Below are 24268 nucleotides of genomic sequence, written 5' to 3'. Positions count from 1 at the left end.
GAGATTCCTTCTCTTTATTTAACTATACTCTATCCTCACCTTACTTCCTTCTCCTGCAGTTGAGGGAGGAATTACGATAAGTTTTACAGGCACCCTATTCTTTAGCTCTTCAACATGGCTTATTATACCTACAACCATCTTATCATTGCGAAGTCTTTCTAGGGATGTCATAACCACATCAAGAAGTTCTGAATCAAGGCTGCCAAAGCCTTCATCCAAGAAGAAAAATTCTAAAGGCGCCCTACCTTTTAATTGTATGTGAGAAGAAAGTGCCAAAGCTAAAGAGAGAGAAGTCAAAAAAGTCTCTCCCCCAGATAAAGTGTCAACAGACCGCCTTGTCCCCCCATTAAAGTCGTCCCTCATGACAAAATTATTGTCCGAGTCCAATTCTAATGCATATCTTCCTCTTGTAATTTCTTTTAGCCTTTTAGAAGCAGAAAAAGTAATAAGCTTAAGTTGCCTTGTAGCCACAAACTCCACAAAATGATTCCCTTGAAACAGTTTATCCAAATCTTCTAACATATCTAATAACTGCTCTAGTTCTTTCTTTTGCTCAGTTAATTCCTCTACTTTTTGGAGATTATTTTGTATATCTTCAAGTGTTTTTTGTGTAGCACCTATCTCTTTTCTTTTTTCACTTAAGGCTTGTTCTGTCTCTTTGATTTTTTCTTCTAAATTTCTCCAAACCTCTTCTTCAATCCTCTGCCCGTTCAAAGTAGAATCCAACCTCTCAATGTTTGAACATATGGATATATACTCATTTTCAAAATTTTTTATCTCCTCTTCCAAGGACTTTATCGTACCTTCATCTAAAAAGCATTCCATAACTTCTTTTTCATCCTTAAATCCATTTTTCGAAATAGAAGCATTAAGTTTTTCAAACTGATCTTTTAACATATTGTTTAATAAAATTTGATTTTCTAAAGCTGATACTTTTTTGTTTTCTGTCTCCTGCCTCTTCTTTTTCTCATTTTCAAACTGCTCTTTTAATATTTTTTCTTCTTTCAATATATTTTCTCTTTCTCTCTGTACTTCCTTTAAATAATTCTCTATTTCTTTGCCTTCTGATAAAATATCTATTTCTTTTTGTCTTTCTTGGAGGTACTTTGACTTTTCTTTGCCTATCTCAACAATCTGAGCTTTTTTTATTAAAAGTTCATTAATCTTATTTGACAAAATCTCTTTTTTATTCACCAATTCCTCCAGTTTCTTCTCTAAAAGTTCACTTTCCTTCTGAAGCTTTTCTACTTCTCTATCTTTTTCATTTATTTCTACAACCTTTTGTTTAAAATCTCTAATCTCTAATTCTGTCCTTAAACTTTCTAATTGGTCTAAAATACATGAATATGCTCTACTAAGCTCTTCTACTGATACTTTCAACTCTTTTAGAGCTTTGACATCCTTGCCGAGGCTTTCTTTTAGTCTCGCTTCCTCCAAATCTAACTGTGCCTTTTCTTCTCCCAGCTTTTTAAGTAAAGCATTTATTTCCTCTTTTTCTTTATTCCATCTTTCTGTTTTTAATTTCGCCTTCTCAAATCTAAGTTGCAACTGCCCTACATTTTGTTCAAAGGCTTTTATATCAATACCCTTTAGTTTTTCCTCTACTCTATCATATTCCTTTTTATGAAGTTCTTCTTTTGCTTCTAAAGCTACCAACTCCCCTTTTAATTTAAGAAGCTGGTTTTGAAATTCTTCAATTTCTCTTTTAAAAATTTCCTCAAAAGCTCTTTTTTCATTTATTAATTCTTCATCTATTTTTTGAGCCAATTTTACATGATGAACTGAGCCACAAACAGGACAAGGCATCCCCTCTTCTAAATCTTTTGCCAATTCTCCTGCTATATTTTGTCTTTGAATCTCTTCTATTTCTTTAGTTAGATTTTCCAATTGTTTGCTTTTTGTTTTTATGTCATCTTCCAGTTTTTTTATTTGCTCTTTTAATTTCCCTTTTAAGTCAGAAATTTCATCTAAAATTCCTTTAATGTTTTGCCTTAACTCATCATTTTCTTTTGCCTCTAAAAATTTACTTTTTTGTTCTTCCAACTGCTGCTGCATGATAAGAAGTTCATCGCTAGTCGGCGGCATATGACCTTCAAGATTTCTAATTTTTTCTTCTAAAGCTTGTATTTCCTCCTCTTTTTGCTTTATCAGATTCTTAAGTCTCTCATGCTCTTTCTGTTGCCTTTTTATAGCTTCCTCCAACTCAAAAATCTTTACCTCTTTTTCCCTCTTGTCTTTTTCGATTCTCTCAAATTCTTTTTGGACTTCTAGCGCAGAGAATATTTTTTCTCTCTGCCCAGAGCTAATTTTTAATTCTTCTATTTTTTTGTCTTTATCTTCTAATACTTTTTTCGTAATCTCTATATCATTTGATAATATTTCTAATTCCTTTTTTAGCTTTTCAATTTCTTTCTCGACAGCCCTGTATGTCTTTAAAAGCTTCTCTCTTTCTTCATTTATCGTCTTAACTTCTTTTTGAATTTGCAAAGCCCTTTTTAATTTCTCTTCTTTCTCAATCAATAAAGGTATTTTTTCTTCTTTTTTTTGTAATGCTATATCATATTCCTTTTCAATCTTTTTAAGATTTTCTTCAATTACCGTCAATTCTTTTGTATATTTTTCTACTTCTTCTTTATTTTGAGCTATCTTAGAATTAGTTTCATTAACTGCATCTATATAAGGTTTTACTGACAAGGCCTTTTCTGCTTTTTTAATTTTTACTTTCTTTCTCTCTATCTCTTCAATTTTTCCTTCTAAAAGTTCCTTTTTTTGAAGATATTGATTTAATTCTTGCTGCTTTTCCCATATTGCTTTTAATTTTTCTTTTTCTAAATCCAACCGATTCTTTTCGGCGGCTAATTTTTCTTCTTGCCCTTTAAGGATTTCCAACTTCTTTGTCATTTCCTGCAAAGCCTCAGAAGATACTCCCTCATAACGGCTGAGTTCTCCACTTACTCTATTTAAAATAAGATTCTTTTCATTTTTTACTTCTCTAATTTTTTTAAGCAAGTTATTGCCGTACTTCTCCAATCCAAAAATTCTTTCTAACATATCTCTTCTATCTTTACCTGTCAACTTTAAGAAATCACTAAACTTTCCTTGAGGCAATACCACAGATCGCGTAAAGTCTTCAGCTGTAAGACCTAATATTTCAGCTATTTTCTTTTGTACTTCTCTATCTCCTTCACATAGAACTTTTTCTCCCTTTTCCCCCATTTCTCTTATTCTCGCTAAAGTAGTTTTGTAACCGCCAGTTTTCAAATCTTTTTTTATATTTCTTTCTACTATATACCTCTTTCTTTCGGCACCAATTCCTATCTCAAATTCATAACTTACCGATGTAGAAATAGAGTTGGTGTTTATGAATTCTCTGCTGTTTCTAGGAATTTTCCCATACATTGAAAGAGTAATAGCATCAATGATAGTAGATTTGCCACTTCCAGTCGGACCAAATATTCCAAAAAGTCCTCTTTCAGTAAGACGCTCAAAGTCTATAACTTGTTCTTCAGCAAAACTGTTAAGTCCTGATATTCTAAGCTTCAAAGGTCTCATCTTCCTCATCCTCTTCTTTTACTATACTCACAAAAAGGTCTATAAGGTCTTGTGAAGGAGTTACTCCTCTTTCTTTTAAGTAAAATTCTTCAAAAAGTTCCAGCATGCTTTTTTCGGTTATTTCATAATCTTCTACTTGAGCTTCATCTTCTGGCAAAATAGGTTTTATTTCAACTATGTTCGGCAAAATTTGTTTCATTTCTTTTATCTTAGAAGGTGGCAAAGGAGAATCTGTCTTTATTTCAAAATACGCCCATATATTTTTATCTTGGTATTCTTTGCAAATTTCAATTGCTTCATCAATATTGTCGCACTTAAATATTTCTATAGGTTTGTAATTTTTAAAATAAACCTCTTTCACTATAGGGGAGGTGCCAGCCTTTATGTCTACTAAATAAGCACATTTGGAATGGTTTATCTCGCTTTTGCTGTATTGAAGGGCTGAACCTGAATAATAGGCGTTTAGTGTAGAAGAAACTTTTTGGGGCCGATGAAGATGTCCTAATGCGATATACTGAGCTTTTTGTGGAAGATGTCTTATTTCCACAGCAAAACTTCCCCCTAATTGAATAGGTCTTTCAGAACCAGCCTCCTCCCCTCCGGAAACAAAAATGTGGGAGACTGCTATATTTATAGTGTCATCCCTGTACTTTTCAGAAAGCCTTTTAAAAATTTCTCCAATTCTCTCAGAGTAACTTTTTTGCCTCTTACCTTCTTCCATTTCCTCTGTGAAAATTTCATTTAATCTTTTTTCACTGGGATAAGGAAGGGCTATAATTACAGCTTTTTCACCTTTTATCTCTATTTCTAAGTATCCCTCTCCCGAATCTAAAATTTTAAATTTTCCAAAGTCTCCCTTGTGAACAATACTTTTAGGAGTACCTAGAAGTATCACTCCGTGCTCGTAGGCAAGAGGACTTGCTGCAGAAAGCCTTTCAGGGTTGTCATGATTTCCTGCAATAACCAAAATCACTCTCTCGCCACTAGAAAGCCTTTTTAGGGTGCTATAAAAAAGCATCTCTGCCTTCGCAGGAGGATTTGAAGAGTCGTATACATCTCCAGCAATTATAACTAGGTCTACATTGTTCTCTTCTACAATTTGCACAAAATCTTCTAAAAATTTTTCCTGCTCTTCCATCCTTGAAAAGTTTTCAAGGCTTTTACCTAAATGCCAATCAGATGTATGTAAAATCCTCATTTTATCACCCTTAATATTTCAGAATCTTTCCATTGAAAAACAAATAAATATATTTCTCTTTAACCTTTTTACCAGTAATCTTTTCTAAGGCTTTTCCATAAAGTTCTATTTGCACTTTGTACTTTTCTTTTGTCGCCTCCAAGGTTTCCTCTGTAACATAATCCGTCTTGTAATCAACAAGCACTATTTCCCCTTCTTCTTCAAAAAAGCAGTCAACAATGCCTTGAACAGCAATGAACTCATTTTCATAGTCCTCAGGCAAATCTTTGTAAACTTCTGTACTTTTAAACTTTATGTGGAAAGGCACTTCCCTTCTCACATTTTGAGAATTCAGCATCCTCATTCCAAGAGGAGTTTTAAAAAATGCTTCAATCTTCTTTACGTCAACTTCCTTAGCCTGTGCCTCTGTCAAAATCTCTCTATCCACCATATTTTTAATTTGCTTTTTTATACCCTCTGCAGTCAAATCCCCATTTAAATCTAATTTTTGCATAACGAGGTGCATAACTACCCCTTTTTCTACAGCAGTGAGTCCTTTTCTTTCCTCCAAAAAAGCAGGAGTTTTAAGAACTGTTTTTTCAAATATTGAAGTAGTATCCTCATCTATTACTTCCTCATTTAAAATTCTTTTAATCTCTGTGACAGAAAGCTTTGCAGGCAAGTGACAGGCCTTTTCATAAGGATACACGTAATTTAAACGCCTTGCTACTTCATCATAAAATTCACTGCTGGGGCTATTTAAATTTATATCTTTAAGCTTTTCTAAGAAACTTGTTTCTTCTTCAGCTTTTTCTTTATCGATAATTACATCTTTTTTATCCCAAATTCTTACCTGCCACTGAGAACGATCCTCTTCCAAAGCAGCACATTGTACATGTGCAAAATCTCTCAAAGGTTTTAAATCAGGATGCTTTATGACAGCAGGCCCTATCCAGTCTATATAACTTTTGCCTTTTAAAACTTCATACTCAGGCACTTTATTTCCCAACATAGCAATATTGCACCATTTTTTCACTTTTTCCTTTATGTCTTTGACACTTCCAACTAATATTAACTTTTCTTTTGCCCTTGTCAAAGCAACGTACAAAACCCTCATCTCTTCAGAAAGGCTTTCTAACTTTATTTTATTTTTTATTGCCTCTTTCACAATGCTGGGATACGATATTCTTCTTTTGAAGTCCACAAACTCAGGGCCTAATCCTAATAAATGATGGTACAATACGCTTTGACTCAAATCCTTTAAATTAAACTGTTTACCTAACCCTGCCACTATAACTACTGGGAACTCAAGACCTTTACTTTTGTGTATACTCATTATCCTGACCACATTTTCATTTTCTCCTACTATTTTAGCACTTCCCATATCGCCGCTGCTGACTTTTAGCCGAGTTACAAAATTAATAAAATTAAACAATCCTTTGAAACTTGTTTCCTCGTACTGCTTTGCCCTTTCAAACAAAATCCTCAAGTTTGCCTGCCTCTGCACCCCTTGAGGCATTGCCCCTACATAAGCGTAATACCCTGTGTCTTGGTATAAATACCACAAAAACTCATCTACCGGCATATAAATGGCTTTTTCTTGCCATTTTTTTAAAGATTTCAAGAAGAACACAATTTTCTGTCCTAATTCATCCTGCCTTTGGGCTGCCTTTTTAAGAGCTTCATATATGGTCTTATTAGGCTCTTCTAACCTTATGTCAATTAGCTCTTCAGGAGTAAAGGAAAAAATAGGAGACCTCAAGACTGCCAACAAGGGAATATCTTGCATTGGATTGTCTATCACCTGAAGGAGGGATATTATAGTCTTTATCTCTGTTGTTTCAAAGTATCCCGTTCCTGTGTCCGCAAAAGCAGGAATACCGGCATTTATAAGTTCCTCTAAAAATACAGGTGCCCATCTTTCTGTAGCCCTCAAGAGTATTACTATATCCCTATACTCAACAGGCCTGTAATTTTTGAGGTTTTTATCATAAACCATAAAGATGCCTCTTTCGCTTTGGTTGACTAATTCTTTTATCCTTTGAGATACAACCCTTGCTTCTCCTTGTATGTTATCAATAACCTCTTCCTCTTCTTCCTCATAAACCTCTACTTCTTCCTCCTCAGGGATTTCATCATTTTTCTCTATTAAATGTATTTCTACAGGTCCACCTACAATGGCACCAAGAGGAGGTGTTCCAAAATCTGCTCCATAGTTTAACTTTTCTTCATCCGTATAATCTATCTCCCCTACATTCTTAGACATTATCTTTTTGAAAATGAAATTTACCGCATCTATGATTTGGGATCTGCTTCTGAAATTTTTATAAAGCAGTATCTTTTTATTTTTATCTTCCTCTTTTGAAGAATAAGTATTGTATTTTTCAAAAAATATATACGGATTTGCTTGCCTAAACCTGTATATGCTCTGTTTTACATCCCCTACCATAAACCTGTTAGGTGTATCTTCTCGGGCTATAGTGCTTAGTATAACTTCCTGTATTAAATTAGAGTCTTGATATTCATCTACAAAAATCTCTTGAAATTTTTCTCTATACATCAAAGCTACCTCTGAAGGCTTCATTTTACCCTTTTCATCGACTTCTGTCAAAATTTTTAGTGCGAAATGTTCAATGTCATTAAAGTCTATAATGCCTTTTTCCCTTTTTTTATCAGCATATTTTTTATCAAAAAGTAAAATCAAATCCACCAAAGCCTTCATGATAGGGTACAAAACTTTAATTTCTTCTTCAATCTTTTCTATGTCATCTGAAAAAAACTTATTTCTTATCTCTTTAATTTTAGCTTTAACCTCATTCCTTATTTTTGTCACTTCTTCTTTTACTTTAGGGTCTGCATCTTTACCTGCTCTGGGAAGTCTATCAAATTTTATGGCATTTATCTGTTTTCTAAATTCCTCCCAATTTTCACAGTCTAGAAGTTTTTCCAAGTTTCCCGCCTCTATTTCAAAATTATCAAGATAGCTTTGGAGCCCAATTTCAGCATGAAGCTTATCAATTGCCACATACATTCCATTTAAAAGTCCCGATATTTCTACTTTTAAACTGTCTAAGATGACTTGTGCCCATTGAGACTTTTCAAAATTAAAATCTTCCTTCACTTCAAAATTTAATAGCATCTCCATAAGCCATTTTTCAGGCCATGGAAGTGACTTTACAAAATTATATAATCTTAAAAGAACATCCACAAGAGGTTTATCGTCTCTTGTGCCTCCATAACTTTCAATCAACATCAAAAAATCCTGATTATCTTCTTTTTGATACAATTCCTCAAAAAGCTCTTCTGCCGCCTCTAATTTTAAAAGTAAAGTTTCTGTATCATCCCCTATTCTAAAGTTAGGGTCTAAATCTACGAGAAAAAAGTTATTTCTCACAACCTCTAAGCAGAAGGAGTGAATTGTAGTGATTGTAGCTTTGTTAAGTAATGTTAGCTGATTACTAAGCCGCCTATCTTCCGGATTTTGGTCTAACTTAGAAATCAGCGCATCTGCTATTCTTTCTCTCATTTCAGAGGCAGCAGCATTTGTAAAAGTCACTACCAACAATCTATCAATATCTACAGGATTTTCTTTGTCTGTAATAAGTCTTATAATTCTTTCAACCAAAACGGCTGTTTTGCCAGAACCTGCACCAGCAGCAACTAATAGGTTATTTCCCCTTGTATTTATAGCTAACTGCTGTTCATGAGTCCACGTAGTCTCCATCTGTTTTCACTTCCTGTTCTAACATACTCCATATTTCTTCAACATCTTTAGTCTTTATAACCCTGTAATCATTATCTTTAAAATTCTTTTCAAATTGGCAGATAGAAGAGTAAGGGCAATATTTGCAAGGAGTTTCTTTATCTTTTTTATAAGGAGAAATTGAGATGTTCCCTTCCAGCATTTCTTCAGTCAATCGCTGTATAGTTTTTTTAACATGTTTTCTCAACAATTCAAACTGCTCTTTTGTAGCTCCTTTGGTGTTTTTGCCTATGCTCCCGTCTTTATTGATTGTTGCTGGAATTATATAAGAAGTGCCTTCAATTGATTTGTCCATCTCTTTTATAATTTGCTCATCTTTTAAAACAAGCCCTTCTAGTCTTAATCTTTTAAAAATCTCTTTTTGCAGATCTTCATCCGACATATCCTTATCTGCCTTTATAATCGGGTAATCTATTTTAAAGTAAAACACACCAGCCGGATTCAAAGTCGTACCCTCTTTTATTGCGCTTTCCAATATGGCATCCAAATATATCAAAAGTTGAAGCTCTAAACCATAGAAAACATCAGAAAGGTCTAAAGTTTTGTTGCCAGACTTGTAATCTATTATTCTTATATAAGCTTCATCCTCTTTTTTAAATATGTCAATTCTGTCTATCCGCCCTATGAGATTTATCTCTTCACCATTTGATAGTCCAATCTTTATAGGAGGATACTTTTGATTATCACCAAAAGCAACTTCATGGTCAACAGGTTTAAAAGAACTCCTCTTGATATGCTCAGATACAATCCAAACCGCATTAGAAAGTATTCTTTTTAATCTTTCAGCAAGAAACTTATACCTAGGACTGCTGTTTAAAATATAACCTGGTATTTTTTGTATCATATCATCAACAATTATTGATACGGCTTCATCACACCACTCTTTATCAACCTCTTGCCATGTAAGTTCTTCTTCCTCCAACGCTTTTGAAAATCTATCGAGGATATTGTGCATAAATATTCCTAAATCAGGTGGCTCAAAACTATATATTTTTCTTTCTCTTGCTTTAAGTCCGTATTGGACAAAATAGGCAAAAGGACAAGCTGCGTATTTTTCAAGTCTGGATACGCTAAAACGTAATTTATCCCCGTACAACTTTTTCATCTTATGAGCAGGTACTTTTTCCACCTGATTAGTGTAATAAATACCTTCTAAAGCTCTTGTCAATCCCGGTTTCCAACGATCATTTTTAGCATACCATTTATACACATCCAACCACAGAGGATGTATTTTATCTGTCACATCCCATTTTTTAATCGCAGTTATCATTTCATTAAAAGTAGGTGAAGGTGTTGATACGCGATTTAAATTTTCCTCGGCTGTATCCATTTCTACCACGTTGTTAAATTGTTTTATTTTTGGAAAAATCTTTTTTAAACGGGAAATTATTATGGAAGGTCTCATGCTTTTGCCTTCATGGTCAGCAATAGGATAACTTATCCTTAAAAATTTGCTTGTGGAAGTTAAAGCAGTGTAGACTAAAAATTGCTCTTCAAAAACTTTAGTCTTTGTATCATTGTCTAACTCCACATCGTGAGAAGTTAAAATTTCTCTATCTTCATCTGTAAGAATTCTCTCATCAAAATGGGAAGCAGGAAATATACCGTCATTTACACCGATTATGTAAAGTGCTTTTGCATTGTGGCTTTTCATCCTATCAACGCTAGTAACCAGCACTTCATCAAGGGCAGGAGGAATAGTCCCAATTTGGTATTCGTCAAATCCTATGCTGAGTATCTTCGCAAACTGTTCTACTGTAACTTTCTCTCCCCCTATCACTTCTACCAATTGATCTAAAACATCTACAACAATATCCCAAACCTGTGCGTATTGATTTGCTGTATCATATTCCTTTTCTTCTTTGAATTTTTCAATCAATTTCTGAATCTTTTGAGGCAACCCCATCTCAACGAGAAAATCGTATAAAGTACCACAAGCTTCTCTAACATTTTTTGATTTGGAAAACTTTTTATAAAAACCCTGCAATGGAATTGTAATTTTCTCTTTTATCTCATTTACTTTTTCTATTATCTCTTTTTCCTCTTCCTCCATTGTCAATCTGTCGAATCTGTAATCTAGCCTATAATTCCAAGCCTCCTCTTTCCATTTATCTCCCTTTATGCCATTGGCAAGTACATAATTTTCAATAAGGCTTATGTCCTCTATTTCTAAATTTGCAAAACCTGTCTTTAAGTACCTAAAAACAGATTCATAAGACCATCTTTTTAAATGAATGTCAAAAAGGGAGGTTATAAAAACAATGATGGGATTATTTTTTATTTCTATCTTTAGGTCTATAAAGTAAGGAATTCCATATTGAGAAAATATAGCTTTAACAAGTTTATGATATCTATTTAAATCGCGAGCAGCTACCACAATCTCAGAGTACCTAAGTCCTTTATCTCTCACCAGTCTTATGATATCTCTCGCAGTTTCTTCAACTTCACTATATACGTTGACAGCTTTAAAAAGACTTATATCCTTTGTCTCACTTGGATATACTTTGTAAGGATAGGAAAAAAAGTGTTTTTCTAGAAAGCTTAGCTCTTCACTTTCTCTGAATCTTTTAGGTGTTCCTCCATTTAAATCCACCGGTTTTTCATAAGATATATTATTTCTCTGACATATTTCCAAAAGCTTATCTTCTGTTTTTTTAGTAGTGTAAAAAAGGTCTGTAGTATCAATTTCAGAGAAATTGCAAGATGTGTCCATACAAAGAGTTACATTTACTCTTGAAGCTTTCTTTAAAAGCTTTTCTATCACCCTATACTGCTTTGGCGTAAAACCTGTAAAACCGTCTATCCAAAATTCAGCACCTTCAAACTGAGAAGAATATTCCAGTTTCTCTGCTAAAAGAGCCAACTCATCCTCTTGGTCTATATAATTTTGGTGTAAATTCTCTTCAAATTTAGAATATATTAAACTTATGTCCCTCAGTTTTTCTCTCAATCCCAAATAATCTATTGTTTCAGCTATCTCTAGCAACTTATCAGGGGACACTTCAAATCTTTTAAGCTCTGTTATAGTTTCTGAAATTTTTTTGATAAAACCCTGCTGCTTGGAGGCTTGAGAATAAATTTTTAAGTCTTTTTGCGCGTCTTCCATTATTTTGTAAATAAGCATTGACCTTCCGCATGATTTCAGGTGTTGATGAGTGAGACCCCCTACCTCTGTAAATACCCTGTTTGCCAAAGTTTTAAAACTTAAAACTTGCGCCCTTATCTTCTCATCTTTTTCAATTGTATCTAAAAGATATTTTTCTGCCTCAAAAGTAAACTGCTCAGGAACAAAAAGTATGAGGGGATGGGATTTTCCATCACTTAATTTTCTTTTTATATCATTAAGGCAAAAGCTAGTCTTGCCTGTACCTGCTCTTCCATATATAAACCTTATGCTCATATCGTCCACCTCTATAAGTGAAAAGACATCTATATAAATGTTACCACATTATTGAGATTTGGTGAAGAGATTCAGGCTTTATTTGGCATCCAATACTTGACATCACAATATTGTCAGCAGCCGAAATAAGCCCTGTCGCAACCATCTTTATTTTACTCTGTTTGTCAGTTTGCCTATCCCCTCTATTTCAATAGTTACGATATCTCCAGATTTTAATGGCCCGACGCCAGAAGGTGTTCCCGTCAATATAACATCACCGGGATTTAAAGTCATGATGTGGGATATAAAACTTATAAGTTTTGGAACGTTAAATATAAGGTGTTTGGTATTGCTTTTTTGCTTTACTTCACCATTCACATATGTAGTTATGTCCAAAGAAGATGGGTCTAAGTCTGTCTCAATCCAAGGGCCTATGGGCAAAAAGGTGTCAAAAGACTTCGCTCTTGTCCATTGACCATCTTTTGCCTGCAAATCCCTTGCAGTAACATCGTTAGCTATTGTATATCCAAGGACATAATCTAATGCATCTTTTTCAGATACATTTTTTGCCTTCTTGCCAATGACAACAGCCAATTCCCCCTCATAGTCAACCCTTTCGGACATCTCCGGAAGGACTATAAAATCATCAGAGCCTATAACTGCCGTTGAAGGTTTTATGAATAATGTCGGCTCCGCCGGCTCTTTGTCACCCATTTCCTCTATATGGTCCCTATAATTTAGCCCTACACATATAGCTTTTGTAGGCAGGCAAGGAGGCAAAAGCTTTACTTCCTCCAAGTTGTAAGAATCAAAGCCTTCACTTTCAAATGTAATGACTTTATCCCCTTTAATTATTCCATATTTATTTGGCACCTTGTCTATTCTCACAAGTCTCACAATAAAACCCCCTAAATCTTAGATTTAAAAATATTTTACCATATAATTTTATGATTAAAAAATAGCCTGCATTTACAGGCTCAACTACATTTGGTTTTTTATGTACTCTCCTAATTTTTTATCTACTTAGCTTATGTGATTTAGCACCCAATCTACTAAAGTCCTATTAACAGTCATCAAATTAGTGAGTGTAGGACCTTCTTTTTTTATTTTTTCATCCAGTTCATTGACTTCTTTAATAAAATTGTCATGAATTCGTTTATGTATTTCATACTCAGGATATTTATACTTTTTCATCAGCTCCTGTTCGGCGCCAAAATGTGTTACAGTATACTCTTTTACAAATTCCATTGCTTCCCTAACTTTTTCCTTGCCTCTTTTTTGATTGTATGCCTCTAAAAGGTCATTGATTCTCCTGATCCACTCCTTGTGCTGTTCATCAATGTAATCATTTCCTACAGACAAAGACTCTGTCCACTTCATTTTAAAAATCCCCTTTTAACTTTTTTATGTGTTCTCCTACCTTTTTGTCTTCTTTGCTTATGTGATTTATAAGCCAATCCACCAACGTTTTATTGACAAGCATTATAATTGATAAATTTATGCCCTCTTTTTTTATTTTTTCGTCCAATTCTTCTACTTTTTTAATGAAATCTTCATGAATTTTTTTGTGATCTTCATAGGAAGGGTATTGATATTTTTTCATGAGGTCTTCTTCAGCGCTAAAATGTTCTATAGTATAATCTTTTAAAAACTTCATCACTTCTTCAATTTTTTCTTTGCCTTTTTTCTGGTTGCAAGCCTCCAAAACATCATTTACTTTTTTTATTAACTCTTTATGTTGACTGTCAATGAGTTCATTTCCAACTGATAAAGATTCAGTCCACTTCAACACCCTTACCTCCCACCTTTATCATTAACTACATTGTAAACTTTTATCGACAAAAAAGCAATATTAAAAAGGACAAACTCCTAAGAAAAACTAAGAAGTTTGTCCTTTTTTGTATTTTATTCGTATCTTAGAGCTTCAATTGGATTTAAATTTGCTGCTTTGTTTGCAGGATATACGCCAAAGAACAATCCCACAATCACTGAAAAGGAAAAGGATATTAATACTGTAGAGAGAGAAGGCTTAGCATTTATATTCATAGCTGAGCCTAATATCATCGACAATACGTATCCTCCTATAATTCCCACTATTCCTCCTAATCCGCTTAAAGTTAATGACTCAACTATAAACTGAAGTAATATATCTTTTTTTTTGGCTCCTAATGCTTTTCTTATCCCTATCTCTCTCGTCCTTTCAGTAACAGATACAAGCATTATATTCATTATGCCTATTCCACCAACTAAAAGAGAAATTCCTGCAATCCCGCCAAGTAGTAAGCTCAATGTGTTAGTAACACTATTTACTGTAGATAAAATTTCTGATTGGTCCATTATTCTAAAGGCATCTGTATCGCCTTTAAATATAGTTAGCAGTTTGCTGGTTATTTCGTTTTTAGCGAGTTCAACCGTATTTGGGCTTGTAGCTTCTATATATATTTGTGTTATGTCTTTATTTTTTGCAAAGTAGAACATTGTTTTAAGGGGTATAAATATTGAATCATCATCAGAACCTGCAATTGAAGAACCTTTTTGGGACAAAATACCTACTACCGTGAAGTTTTGGCCATTTAATTTTATAGTCTTACCAAGAGGGTCAGTAAAGCCAAAAAGCTCGCTCGCTACATTGCTGCCAAGAACTGCTACTTTGTTCCTCCCTTCATCATCCATTGGCAAAATAAACCTGCCAACTGCTACTTCTATGTTTCTTATAGACTGATAATCTCCATTTACCCCATTTACTGTTGTGTTGTCCACTGAATTATCTCCGTACATAGCCGTTACACTGGTAGATATGACTGGAGATATAGCAGCTATATGGTTTGAGTCTCCTAAAGCAATAGCTTGGTCATAAGTTAAAGAGCTTTCTCTTCCTCTTCCTCTTATGTTTACCATTATAAGGTTTGAACCCATACTTTGTATCTGAGAAGTAACACTTCTTGTAGAGCCTTGGCCTATACTTACTAAGGCTATAACAGCTGTGACACCTATTACAATCCCCAACATGGTGAGAAAGGATCTCATTTTGTTACTTAAAACACTACGTAGAGCTATCTTTACAACTTGAACATATCTCACTATGGTAACACCTCGTTTTCTAGAATGTGCCCATCTTTTATTCTTATTATTCTTTTTGCCTGTGCAGCTATATTAGGGTCATGAGTTATGAGTACTACTGTATTCCCGTTCTCATTCAACTCCTTTATTATTTTCATTATCTCACTACCATTTTTTGAATCTAAGTTTCCCGTTGGTTCATCTGCTAGTATGAGAGGAGGGTCATTTGCAAGTGCTCTTGCTATCGCAACTCTTTGCTGCTGTCCTCCTGATAATTGATTCGGTCGATGATGCATTCTTTCTTTAAGTCCTACCATTTCTAAGAGCATTTCAGCTCTTTCTCGCCTTTCTTTTGCAGGAACACCTTTATATATCATAGGTAATTCTACATTTTCTAAAGCTGTCATTTTTTGAAGTAAATTGAAATTTTGAAAAACGAATCCTATTTCTCTACACCTTAAATCTGCTAATTCATTGTCAGAAAGTTTGCTTGTATCTATGCCATTTAGAAAGTATTCTCCAGAAGTTTTTACATCTAGACAACCAAGTATATTCATTAAAGTCGTTTTACCTGAACCCGATTGTCCCACAATTGATACAAATTCTCCTTTTTCAATGTCAAAACTTATACCATCTAAAACTTTTACCTCGTTTTCGCCCATTTTATAAATTTTTGTTAAATTTCTTACTTTTATTAAAACGTTACTCATTATTTACCCCCTTGTGAATTACTTTGAAGATGTTCCACTACTTCTACTGCCACTTTGACTTGGCTTATTTCCAGGTGGATTTGCTCCTGGTACAGGTCCAGCGCCAGGTCCACCCATTATTCCAAAACCAGCTCGTTGCGAGTTAGTATTTGTAGAAGAACTAGTTGTAGGGATTAAAACTTTGTCTCCTTCTTTTAATCCACTTGTGATTTCTATATAATTGTCATTGTAAATTCCTGTTTCGATAAACTTGATGTTATTTTCCAACGAGGTTTTAGTGGTACTATTCTTACTTTTTTGATTCTTTAAATCATCTGTATATAATATTACATATTTTTTATCATCATTAGTTTGCACAGCTTGTAATGGAAGAAGCAGGACATTTTCTTTTTCAGCTACAATAATAGATATATTTACAGACATTCCTAACATCAAATCGCCGTTTGAATCAAGTTCAACAGTTACAGTGTATGAAGAAACACCATTTTCAACAGTGGGAAGCTGAGATATTGCTGTAACAGTACCCGTAAAAGTTTTATCTGGCAAGTCGTCTGTTGTAATTTCGGCTTTTTGACCTACTTTAATGTTTTTTATGTCTGCTTCATCTACAGAAAGATTAACTGTATAATTTCCATTACCCACTATTACTGCAGTTTCAGCCTCACTTTCATAATTAGATAATTCACTTACATCTGAAATAGGTACAAAAGTTAACTGACTTGATTGACTGCCATTTGTAGTGCTATCACTAGTTGAACTACCTAATACATCTCCTTCTTTTATATTTTGACTTACTATCTTACCATCTATTGGTGAATAAATCTTTAGATTTTCAAGTTGTTCTAAAAGCTCATTGTAATTATTTTGAGCTTGTGTTAATGCTAATTTGTCATTTTGAATCTGTGTATCACTAATATTATCTGAGGATAATTCTACAAGAAGCGTTCCCTTCTTTACATTTTCTCCTTCTGTTACGTTTATTTTTTCAACAGTACCAGATGTCTTAGCTATTACAGTGACTGTATTTTTAACAGTTAGTGTACTGTCTTCTAATGCTTTTTCTACTCCATTGTCTGTATGTATTGAAACTTGAACTTTCATTCCGTCGCTTAGTGCCCCCGGATTATCAAGCCCAACTGTCACGTAATAATATTCCATAGTATTGTGAGGTACCGCTTGATGAGAAACATATTCGACAGTGCCTGTTATAGTTGTTAAAGAATCATACAAAAATATATCTGCTTTTTGCCCAACTTTAATGTTTTTTATCTGTACCGAATTAAAAGGAACTCTGACAGTCACATGAGAATAATCAGCAATTGTTGCTACTTGAGTTCCTGCACTTACATTTTGCCCCTTTTGTACAAGAATGCTATCTACAATTCCGTCTGAAGGAGAAGTTATTTTTAAATTAGCAATACTCTTATTGTAACTTTCTAAATCGGACTTTAGCTGTTGAGCAGCTAAATCGACGTTTAACTTTGCTTCTTCAATTTGTTGTTTCAAGCTTTCATTTTCAATTTCGTAAAGCAAATCACCTTTTTTTACTGTATCTCCTTCTTTAAAATATACTTTTTTAACTGTACCATTACCTTTTAGAGTAATTACTCTTACATCATTCGTTATGTTTCCGGTCCCAGTAACCTTCATGGAAATATTACCACGAGTAACTGTAGCATATGAAAACTGTCGAGGTTGTGATGATTTGGCTCTGTTTACAAAATAAAAAGTAACAATGCCACTGATCAAAACAGCAATAATCACATACAAATATTTCTTCTTCATAAATCCACCTCTTCTAAAAAATTGATGTCGTAATTAAGCATATCAAAAAATTGTTATGTAAAAATTAAGAATATGTGATAAATTTGTGTAGTCTACACTTTTATGTACTTCCATCTACCCGCTTTAAACCTATAACTATACATTACTGACCTCACAACAAAGTCGATACATATGCCAATCCAAATTCCATATATTCCTATGCCAAAAACTTTCCCCAAAGTGTAACCAATTGTCACTCTAAAAAGCCATAAGCCAATAAAAGTTGAAAGAACAATATAAGGAATGTCGCCTGCAGCCCTTAATACTCCTGCCATGACATTTAATATAGCAAGCAAAGGTTCTACCACAGCAAAAATCTTTATAATATCAGAAGATATTTTTATTACAACAGGGTCAGTAGTATAAAGCGCTGCAAGCTGTCTTGAAAATATAAACATAAAAAAGCCTATAATAGAAATCACAACAACAGCAATATTTCTTGAAACCTTTGCATATATTTCTGCTAACATCAAACGTTTTGCTCCAAGACTTCTACCCACTAAACTAGTTGCAGCTAAGGAAAAACCAAATATAGGCATAAAAGCAAGGCTATTCGCATTCATACCAATCTGATATACTGCCATCGAAACTGTTCCCATTGTAGAGACAATAATCTGAACTACAAGAAAACCACCTTGCATTATTACTTGTTCCAAAGAAGCTGGTATCCCTACCCGTATAATCCGCATCATCATGTCAAAGTTCAGCCGTATTTTTTCTTTTATGTCAAGATTAATCCTTCTTTTGCCAAAATACAAGATATATAATTGCAAAAAACCTCCTATCGTTCTTGAGATTGTAGCAGAAAGTGCAGAACCTTTTACGCCTAAAGGAGGTACTACATATCCACTATGAAAATGTACTCCAAAAACAAGTATACTGTTTAATAAAAGATTTATGACATTTACTATAGCTGTTATATACATTGGTGTTTTAGTATCTCCAGCTCCTCTTAATGCTCCTGCTATTACAATTTCAACTATCATAAAAGGTATACCTAAAATCACTATTTTATAATATATTAAAGCCAATTTAAAAACATCGGGAGATACACTACCAAAAAAAATTTTAATAAGAGGTACCGCAAAAATATATCCAAGAACAGTAAAACCTATAGAAACAGCAATACTCATAATAAGGGATTGCATAACAGCAACGCGAGCACTTCCCTCATCTTCTTCGCCAATAAGCCTTGCTACAATTACTGTAGATCCAGTAGCAAGGCCTGCAAAAATAGCTTGAAAGAAAAAAATAAGAGAATTAATCATCCCAACAGCTGCAATTGCATTTGTTCCCACACGTCCTACAAATATAGTTGACACCATTCCAACTGTCATTATAAGCATTTGTTCTGTTATAGAAGGCCATGCCAGTTCTATAATTTCTTTCGCAATATTGCGTTTATGCCTTTCTTTAGCTTCCATTTAATCCCTCCATTGTTTCGTTTTATTATTTAAAAGCTCGCTGGCCTTTTTCACTATCTCCTGCCCTATTTTTTTATTTATTTCTCTGGCTATGTTTTCTGCCTTAATAGACTTGACAACACTTTTATCCAAAAACGACAATTGCTCATACTTTACTGCGCTCAAATTAGAAACAGATAGTCCAATCAACCTTATATACTGGTCCAATTTTATATTTTCAATAATTTCGTAGGCTACATTGTATATGTCCTCACTTAATCGTATATATTTATTTAAAGTTTTGCTTTTGGTGTGAATAGCAAAATCTGATGTCTTTATCTTAACAGTAACTGTTCTGGCATAAAGCCCCGCTCTAAACAATTCTTCCGATATTATGTCGGAAAATAATTTCGCATAGTGAAGCAAAAGTTTTTTATCTTTTGTATCTTTTTCTAATGTTTTTTCCTTTCCTATAGATTTAATCTCCCTCATAGTTTCAACAGGCCTCTCATCAATGCCGCGGATCCTTAAATATATCTCCACACCTACTTTACCAAAAATTTCGACAAGATTCTCCTGTGACAGTTTTAAAAGGTCACCTATTGTATTTATTCCCATAGATTTAAGTCTTTCTTCGGATTTTTCCCCTATGCCATAAACTTTGGAAACAGGAAGTGGTTTTAAAATGTCGGGAATCATGTCCTCCGTTATGACCGTAAATCCGTCTGGCTTATTCCAATCAGAAGCAAGTTTCGCAAGAAATTTGTTATAGGAAACTCCTGCAGAAATGGTAAGGCCCGTCGTCTCTTTCACTTTCTTTTTTATTTCCTTGGCAATAACCTCAGGATTTTTGTCAATATCTGTAACATCAAGATAGGCTTCATCTATAGAAACAGGTTCCACCAGAGGAGTTATACTGTACAGGATATCAAAAATTTGTTTTGAGACCTCTTCATATCTTTTTCTCCTTACAGAAAGAAAAATACCGTGTGGACATAGTTTCCTCGCCATGTACATCGGCATTGCAGAATGTATTCCGTACTTTCTTGCCTCATAGGAGCAAGTTGAAACTACTCCTCTCCCCGACAGACCGCCTACAATAACAGGTTTTCCTTTATATTTTGGATTATCATGTTGTTCTACAGATGCAAAAAAAGCATCCATATCAACATGAATAATCTTTCGTTTCATAATCATCCCTCAATTTTTTATTTCATATTAGGAAAACCCAGTTGTCTCAAGGCCTCATACAGTACTATAGCTACAGAGTTGGACAAGTTTAAAGACCTTGTAGATATCACTTCATGCATTGGTATCCGTATACAGTCTTCGTAGTATTTTTCAATCAACCATTTAGGAAGTCCAGCAGTTTCTTTCCCAAAAAGTATATAAGAATTATCTTCATATTTTACTTCATGATAATACTTTTTAGCCTTTGTGGTGGCAAGATAAAACTTTTTCCCTTTGTTTTGTTCAAGAAATCGTTCGAGATTATCGTAAACAGTAAGGTCTAAAAGAGGCCAGTAGTCTAAACCAGCTCTTTTTACGTATTTTTCGTCTATACTGAAACCTAAAGGTTTTACAAGATGAAGCCTGCTGCCTGTAAGTACACAAGTTCTTGCAATATTCCCTGTGTTTTGTGGTATTTCAGGTTCAACAAGTACTACATTAAGTGGCATACTCTACCTCCTGTATTGTAACTAACTTTATTTTATTATATCACAAGAGCTTTATAATTAAAAAAAGAGTGAAAAATTTTCCCACTCATAGCGAAGCTTTTAGTTAATTTTTAAATTGACTCGTCCATAAAATAGTGTTATTATTTTTAAGAAGATAACACTATTTTATGGGAGTGATAAGTCTGGAAGAAATAACACGTTTTGGAGTTTCAATGGAATCAAAACTTCTTTATCAATTTGACGAGCTTATAAAGAAAAAAAGTTATAATAACAGGTCTGAAGCCATAAGAGATTTGATAAGAGATTTTATAATAGAAAATCAGTTGGAAGCAGAAAATACGGAGACCATTGGTACAATTACTTATGTTTTTAACCATGAAGTAAGGGAAATAAATGACAAGCTGACAAACATACAACACAAACATTATCAAAACATAATCTCAACAATGCACGTGCACTTGGATAAGCATAACTGTCTCGAAATAATGGTACTAAAAGGTACCGCAAAGGAAATTACAAAAATTGCAGATGAAATTATAAGTACAAAAGGAGTAAAACATGGAAAACTAGTGATGACAACAACGGGTAAAAATTTGTAAGGGGGAATTTTTTATGCACATACCTGAAGGCTATATAAGTCCTCAAACCTGCGCTGTTATGGGTGCTGCTATGGTACCGGTCATTTCAGTTGCAGCAAAAAAAGTCAATGAAAGTTTTGACAAAAAAGACATATCTACTTTGGCTATAGGGTCTGCTTTTGCATTTACAATAATGATGTTTAACGTACCAATACCAGGTGGTACAACTTCCCATGCCATTGGTGCAACTCTCCTTGCAATAACTTTAGGGCCGTGGGCAGCAAGTATATCTCTTACTATAGCCTTATTTATTCAAGCATTGCTTTTTGGTGACGGAGGAATTTTAGCTTTAGGTGCAAATAGTTTTAATATAGCTTTTATAGCTCCTTTTGTTGGATATGGAATTTATAAACTTATGTTGGCACTTAAGTTAAACAAAGTCATATCATCTGCTATAGGGGGATATGTAGGAATAAATGCTGCTGCTCTTGCTACAGCAATAGAACTTGGACTTCAGCCATTGCTTTTTCATACAGCAAATGGAACACCCCTATATTTTCCCTATGGATTAAACGTAGCAATACCTGCAATGATGTTTGCTCATCTTACTGTAGCTGGTATTGTAGAAGCCATTATAACAGGCCTTGTAGTATATTATTTACAAAAAGCGGATGAGGAAAATATACTGTATAAATTTTCATCCAAGCTTAGAGGTGATAATAGATGAAAAAATTCTACATTGCAGCTATAGTTATAATACTTCTCACCCCTCTCGGGCTTTTAGCTCCTGGTTCGGCATGGGGAGAATGGGGCCTTGATGAAATTAAGAACATGATAGGATATGTACCTGAGGGAATGAGTAGATTCTCAGAAGTTATAAAAGCAATATTACCCGATTACAGTATACCAGGATTTGATGCTAATTTTTTCCAACAAGCTTTAGGTTATATTTTTTCAGCAGTTGTAGGAATTGCAGCTATTGTATTGATATTTGCAATATTAGGGAGGATTATGGGAAAACCCCAGAAGAAAAATGGATAACTTTTTACAAAAGACAATTTTAAGTATACAAAATGCATTTGAAGATATGTTTTATTCTGACACAATTTCTGCTAAAAAAGGTATTATGCAGTCTCTTGATACGAGAATAAAACTCGTCTCCGTTTTTATATTAATCATTATAGTCAACTTTGGAAAGACAATATCTTTTATGACCATATTTCTTATTTATACACTTTTGTTGGCTTATTTTTCTAAAATACCTTTAAAAGCATATGTTATGAGGGTATCAGCAGTCTCAATATTTTTTACAGGTATTGTCCTGATACCTTCACTTTTTAATGTAGTAAAAGAAGGACATCCTTTAGTATATTTCACAAAAAATTTTTACATAACAAAAGAAGGTTTGTATAGTGCCATTATTTTTATGATGAGGTCATTTATATCTTTATCCTTTGTATATATACTAGCACTGTCCACAAAATGGGTAGAAATATTAAAAGGATTGAGGTCTTTTAAGCTCCCCCGCATTTTTACTGCTACACTTGAAATGGCCTTACGTTACATCTTTTTGCTTTTAGAAATTGCTACAAACATGTTTCTCGCAAGAAAAAGTAGAAATGTGGGGAAAAGTAATAGTAGTGAAGGGCGAAAATTTGTCGCTTCTGCTATGGCAAATGTTTTGATAAGGTCTCAACAACTGAGCGATGAAGTTTATAACGCTATGATTTCACGAGGTTATAATGGAGATTACAAAGCACTAACTACTCTTAAAATGGCTTTTTATGATTATATATGGATAGGTTTTAATATAACTTTTTTATTCATCTTGTGGTATATCCACCCATAAGGAGGTTTAAATTGAGCACAGTATTTGAATTAAAAAATGTCTATTACTCTTATAATAAATCAGTTCCTGCTTTAGTTGACATAACTTTTGAAGTAAAAAAAGGAGAAAAATTAATTCTTCTCGGTGCAAATGGCAGTGGAAAATCCACTCTTTTAAAATTGATGGACAATTTAATTTCTCCTGACAGCGGTGAAATATGGGCATTTGGCAAATTGCTTGGCGATAAAAAAACTTTTGATGAATATGAATTTAGAAAAAAAGTGGGTTTTGTGTTTCAAGATTCCGATGTGCAACTTTTCAGCACTACAGTCTTTGACGAAATATCATTTGCTCCTCTTCAAATGGGTTTAGAAAGAAATAAAGTTCAAAAAACCGTAGAAGAAACCCTTAACTCTTTTGGAATTGAAAAGTTAAAAGATAGGCCCCCTCACAGATTAAGCGGCGGAGAAAAGAAAAAAGTCGCATTAGCGTCAGTCATGGTGATAAATCCTGAAGTTTTGCTTCTTGACGAGCCTACAAATGGTCTTGACCCACGGTCAAAAAAGTGGCTTTTGGAAAAATTACAAAAATTGAATAAAAACGGTACTACCATAGTAATCGCAACCCATGACCTTGATATAGCAGCAATGCTTTCAGACAGGATAATAGTATTAAACGAAAACCACTCCATAGAAGCTATAGGCAAGCCTGATGAAATTCTTAAAGATAAGGAGTTATTGCTTAAAGTTAATCTTATTTAATAAAAATAAGAGTAGGTTTTATCCCCTACTCTATTTTCTCTTCTACAAATTTTATTATTTTTAACGCCTTATTAATTGCTGAAATAGCTTCTTCTTCATTGCTTCTTTTCATATAATACACGCCCTTTATCTAATACTTTTGCTATAAATTTATTTTTCCTATATAATTTTTCAATTTCTTCAGGAGTATAAACCAATATATCCATTGCAACATTTGGCTTTATAGCATCATAAAACACTTGCAATCTTTCCAAAAACGGCAGGTCAGTCTTCCAAATTATCAAAAGGTCTATATCGCTTCTTAAATGTACATCTTCTCTTTCCAATGAACCAAATAATACCACTTTTTCGGGATTTAAAGAAATAATAGAATCAATAGCTTTTTCTAACTCATCTCTCAACACTTTTAATCTTTTTTCTTTTTGAGGCATTATATATGGCATAATTTTATCACCCATTCACATTATACCATATTTATATAAAAGTAAGAATCTGATTTAATATTCCGATAGTGTCAAGATACTGTAGGATTTTTTTAAGACAACCCCTGTAAC

19 protein-coding genes are annotated in these 24268 nt (G+C 33.8%); 5 read left to right on the top strand and 14 right to left on the bottom strand.

Annotation, left to right across the window (positions count from 1 at the left end; genetic code table 11):
• Positions 1-18 precede the first annotated feature (18 nt).
• The 13 genes from TMATH_RS01570 to trmL form a co-directional block, all read right to left on the bottom strand.
• Positions 19-3552 (bottom strand): AAA family ATPase, encoded by a 3534-nt coding sequence (locus tag TMATH_RS01570; protein ID WP_013149726.1) that lies wholly within the window; start codon positions 3550-3552, stop codon positions 19-21.
• Positions 3533-4750: an exonuclease SbcCD subunit D gene (locus tag TMATH_RS01565; protein WP_012994385.1), complete on the bottom strand. Its 1218-nt coding sequence runs from the start codon at positions 4748-4750 to the stop codon at positions 3533-3535. The genes TMATH_RS01570 and TMATH_RS01565 overlap by 20 nt, the downstream gene beginning before the upstream one ends.
• A gap of 10 nt (positions 4751-4760) precedes the next feature.
• Positions 4761-8453: a helicase-exonuclease AddAB subunit AddA gene (gene addA / locus TMATH_RS01560; protein ID WP_013149725.1), complete on the bottom strand. Its 3693-nt coding sequence runs from the start codon at positions 8451-8453 to the stop codon at positions 4761-4763.
• Positions 8431-11892: a helicase-exonuclease AddAB subunit AddB gene (addB, locus tag TMATH_RS01555; RefSeq protein ID WP_013149724.1), complete on the bottom strand. Its 3462-nt coding sequence runs from the start codon at positions 11890-11892 to the stop codon at positions 8431-8433. Before addB ends, addA begins: the two co-directional genes overlap by 23 nt.
• A 147-nt stretch (positions 11893-12039) precedes the next feature.
• On the bottom strand, positions 12040-12768 hold the full coding sequence (locus TMATH_RS01550) for a fumarylacetoacetate hydrolase family protein (RefSeq protein ID WP_013149723.1): 729 nt from the start codon (positions 12766-12768) through the stop codon (positions 12040-12042).
• A gap of 126 nt (positions 12769-12894) precedes the next feature.
• The gene (locus tag TMATH_RS01545) at positions 12895-13251 is read right to left on the bottom strand and encodes a bacteriohemerythrin (RefSeq protein ID WP_013149722.1); all 357 of its coding nucleotides are present in this window, start codon (positions 13249-13251) and stop codon (positions 12895-12897) included.
• A gap of 1 nt (position 13252) precedes the next feature.
• A complete protein-coding gene (locus TMATH_RS01540; protein ID WP_041591622.1) occupies positions 13253-13660 on the bottom strand; it encodes a bacteriohemerythrin in 408 nt (135 codons plus the stop codon).
• Between the two features lie 116 nt (positions 13661-13776).
• Positions 13777-14952, bottom strand: coding sequence for an ABC transporter permease (locus TMATH_RS01535; protein WP_013149720.1), 1176 nt, complete (start codon positions 14950-14952; stop codon positions 13777-13779).
• Positions 14952-15641 (bottom strand): ABC transporter ATP-binding protein, encoded by a 690-nt coding sequence (locus TMATH_RS01530; RefSeq protein ID WP_013149719.1) that lies wholly within the window; start codon positions 15639-15641, stop codon positions 14952-14954. Before TMATH_RS01530 ends, TMATH_RS01535 begins: the two co-directional genes overlap by 1 nt.
• Positions 15642-15659: 18 nt before the next feature.
• Entirely contained in the window at positions 15660-17426 is a 1767-nt protein-coding gene (locus tag TMATH_RS01525; protein ID WP_013149718.1) for an efflux RND transporter periplasmic adaptor subunit, read from the bottom strand.
• A 92-nt stretch (positions 17427-17518) separates the two neighbouring features.
• Positions 17519-18889: an MATE family efflux transporter gene (locus TMATH_RS01520; RefSeq protein WP_013149717.1), complete on the bottom strand. Its 1371-nt coding sequence runs from the start codon at positions 18887-18889 to the stop codon at positions 17519-17521.
• Positions 18890-20059 carry a DNA polymerase IV gene (locus TMATH_RS01515; RefSeq protein ID WP_013149716.1) on the bottom strand — a complete coding sequence of 390 codons (1170 nt, stop codon included), beginning with the start codon at positions 20057-20059 and terminating at the stop codon, positions 18890-18892.
• Between the two features lie 17 nt (positions 20060-20076).
• Entirely contained in the window at positions 20077-20547 is a 471-nt protein-coding gene (gene trmL / locus TMATH_RS01510; RefSeq protein WP_013149715.1) for a tRNA (uridine(34)/cytosine(34)/5-carboxymethylaminomethyluridine(34)-2'-O)-methyltransferase TrmL, read from the bottom strand.
• 167 nt (positions 20548-20714) lie between these two features.
• Between trmL and nikR the strand changes: the two genes are divergently transcribed.
• From nikR to TMATH_RS01485, 5 genes are read left to right on the top strand one after another with little or no spacing between them, the layout of a single operon-like run.
• Complete coding sequence (gene nikR / locus TMATH_RS01505; RefSeq protein WP_013149714.1) at positions 20715-21146, top strand: nickel-responsive transcriptional regulator NikR; 432 nt, start codon at positions 20715-20717, stop codon at positions 21144-21146.
• A 13-nt stretch (positions 21147-21159) separates the two neighbouring features.
• Positions 21160-21852: a cobalt transporter CbiM gene (gene cbiM, locus TMATH_RS01500; protein WP_013149713.1), complete on the top strand. Its 693-nt coding sequence runs from the start codon at positions 21160-21162 to the stop codon at positions 21850-21852.
• Positions 21849-22166 carry a PDGLE domain-containing protein gene (locus TMATH_RS01495; protein WP_004400306.1) on the top strand — a complete coding sequence of 106 codons (318 nt, stop codon included), beginning with the start codon at positions 21849-21851 and terminating at the stop codon, positions 22164-22166. The genes cbiM and TMATH_RS01495 overlap by 4 nt, the downstream gene beginning before the upstream one ends.
• Positions 22159-22974, top strand: coding sequence for a cobalt ECF transporter T component CbiQ (cbiQ, locus tag TMATH_RS01490; RefSeq protein ID WP_013149712.1), 816 nt, complete (start codon positions 22159-22161; stop codon positions 22972-22974). Before TMATH_RS01495 ends, cbiQ begins: the two co-directional genes overlap by 8 nt.
• Before the next feature lie 11 nt (positions 22975-22985).
• On the top strand, positions 22986-23714 hold the full coding sequence (locus TMATH_RS01485; RefSeq protein ID WP_013149711.1) for an energy-coupling factor ABC transporter ATP-binding protein: 729 nt from the start codon (positions 22986-22988) through the stop codon (positions 23712-23714).
• 95 nt (positions 23715-23809) lie between these two features.
• Here TMATH_RS01485 and TMATH_RS01480 read toward each other — a convergent pair whose 3' ends face one another.
• Positions 23810-24157, bottom strand: coding sequence for a nucleotidyltransferase domain-containing protein (locus TMATH_RS01480; protein WP_049766007.1), 348 nt, complete (start codon positions 24155-24157; stop codon positions 23810-23812).
• Positions 24158-24268: the final 111 nt, after the last annotated feature.

This window comes from Thermoanaerobacter mathranii subsp. mathranii str. A3 (genome assembly GCF_000092965.1).
Lineage (GTDB): Bacteria > Bacillota > Thermoanaerobacteria > Thermoanaerobacterales > Thermoanaerobacteraceae > Thermoanaerobacter > Thermoanaerobacter thermocopriae.
The sequence above is the reverse complement of the archived record's forward strand: the minus strand, read 5'-3'. Positions and strand labels throughout refer to the sequence as shown.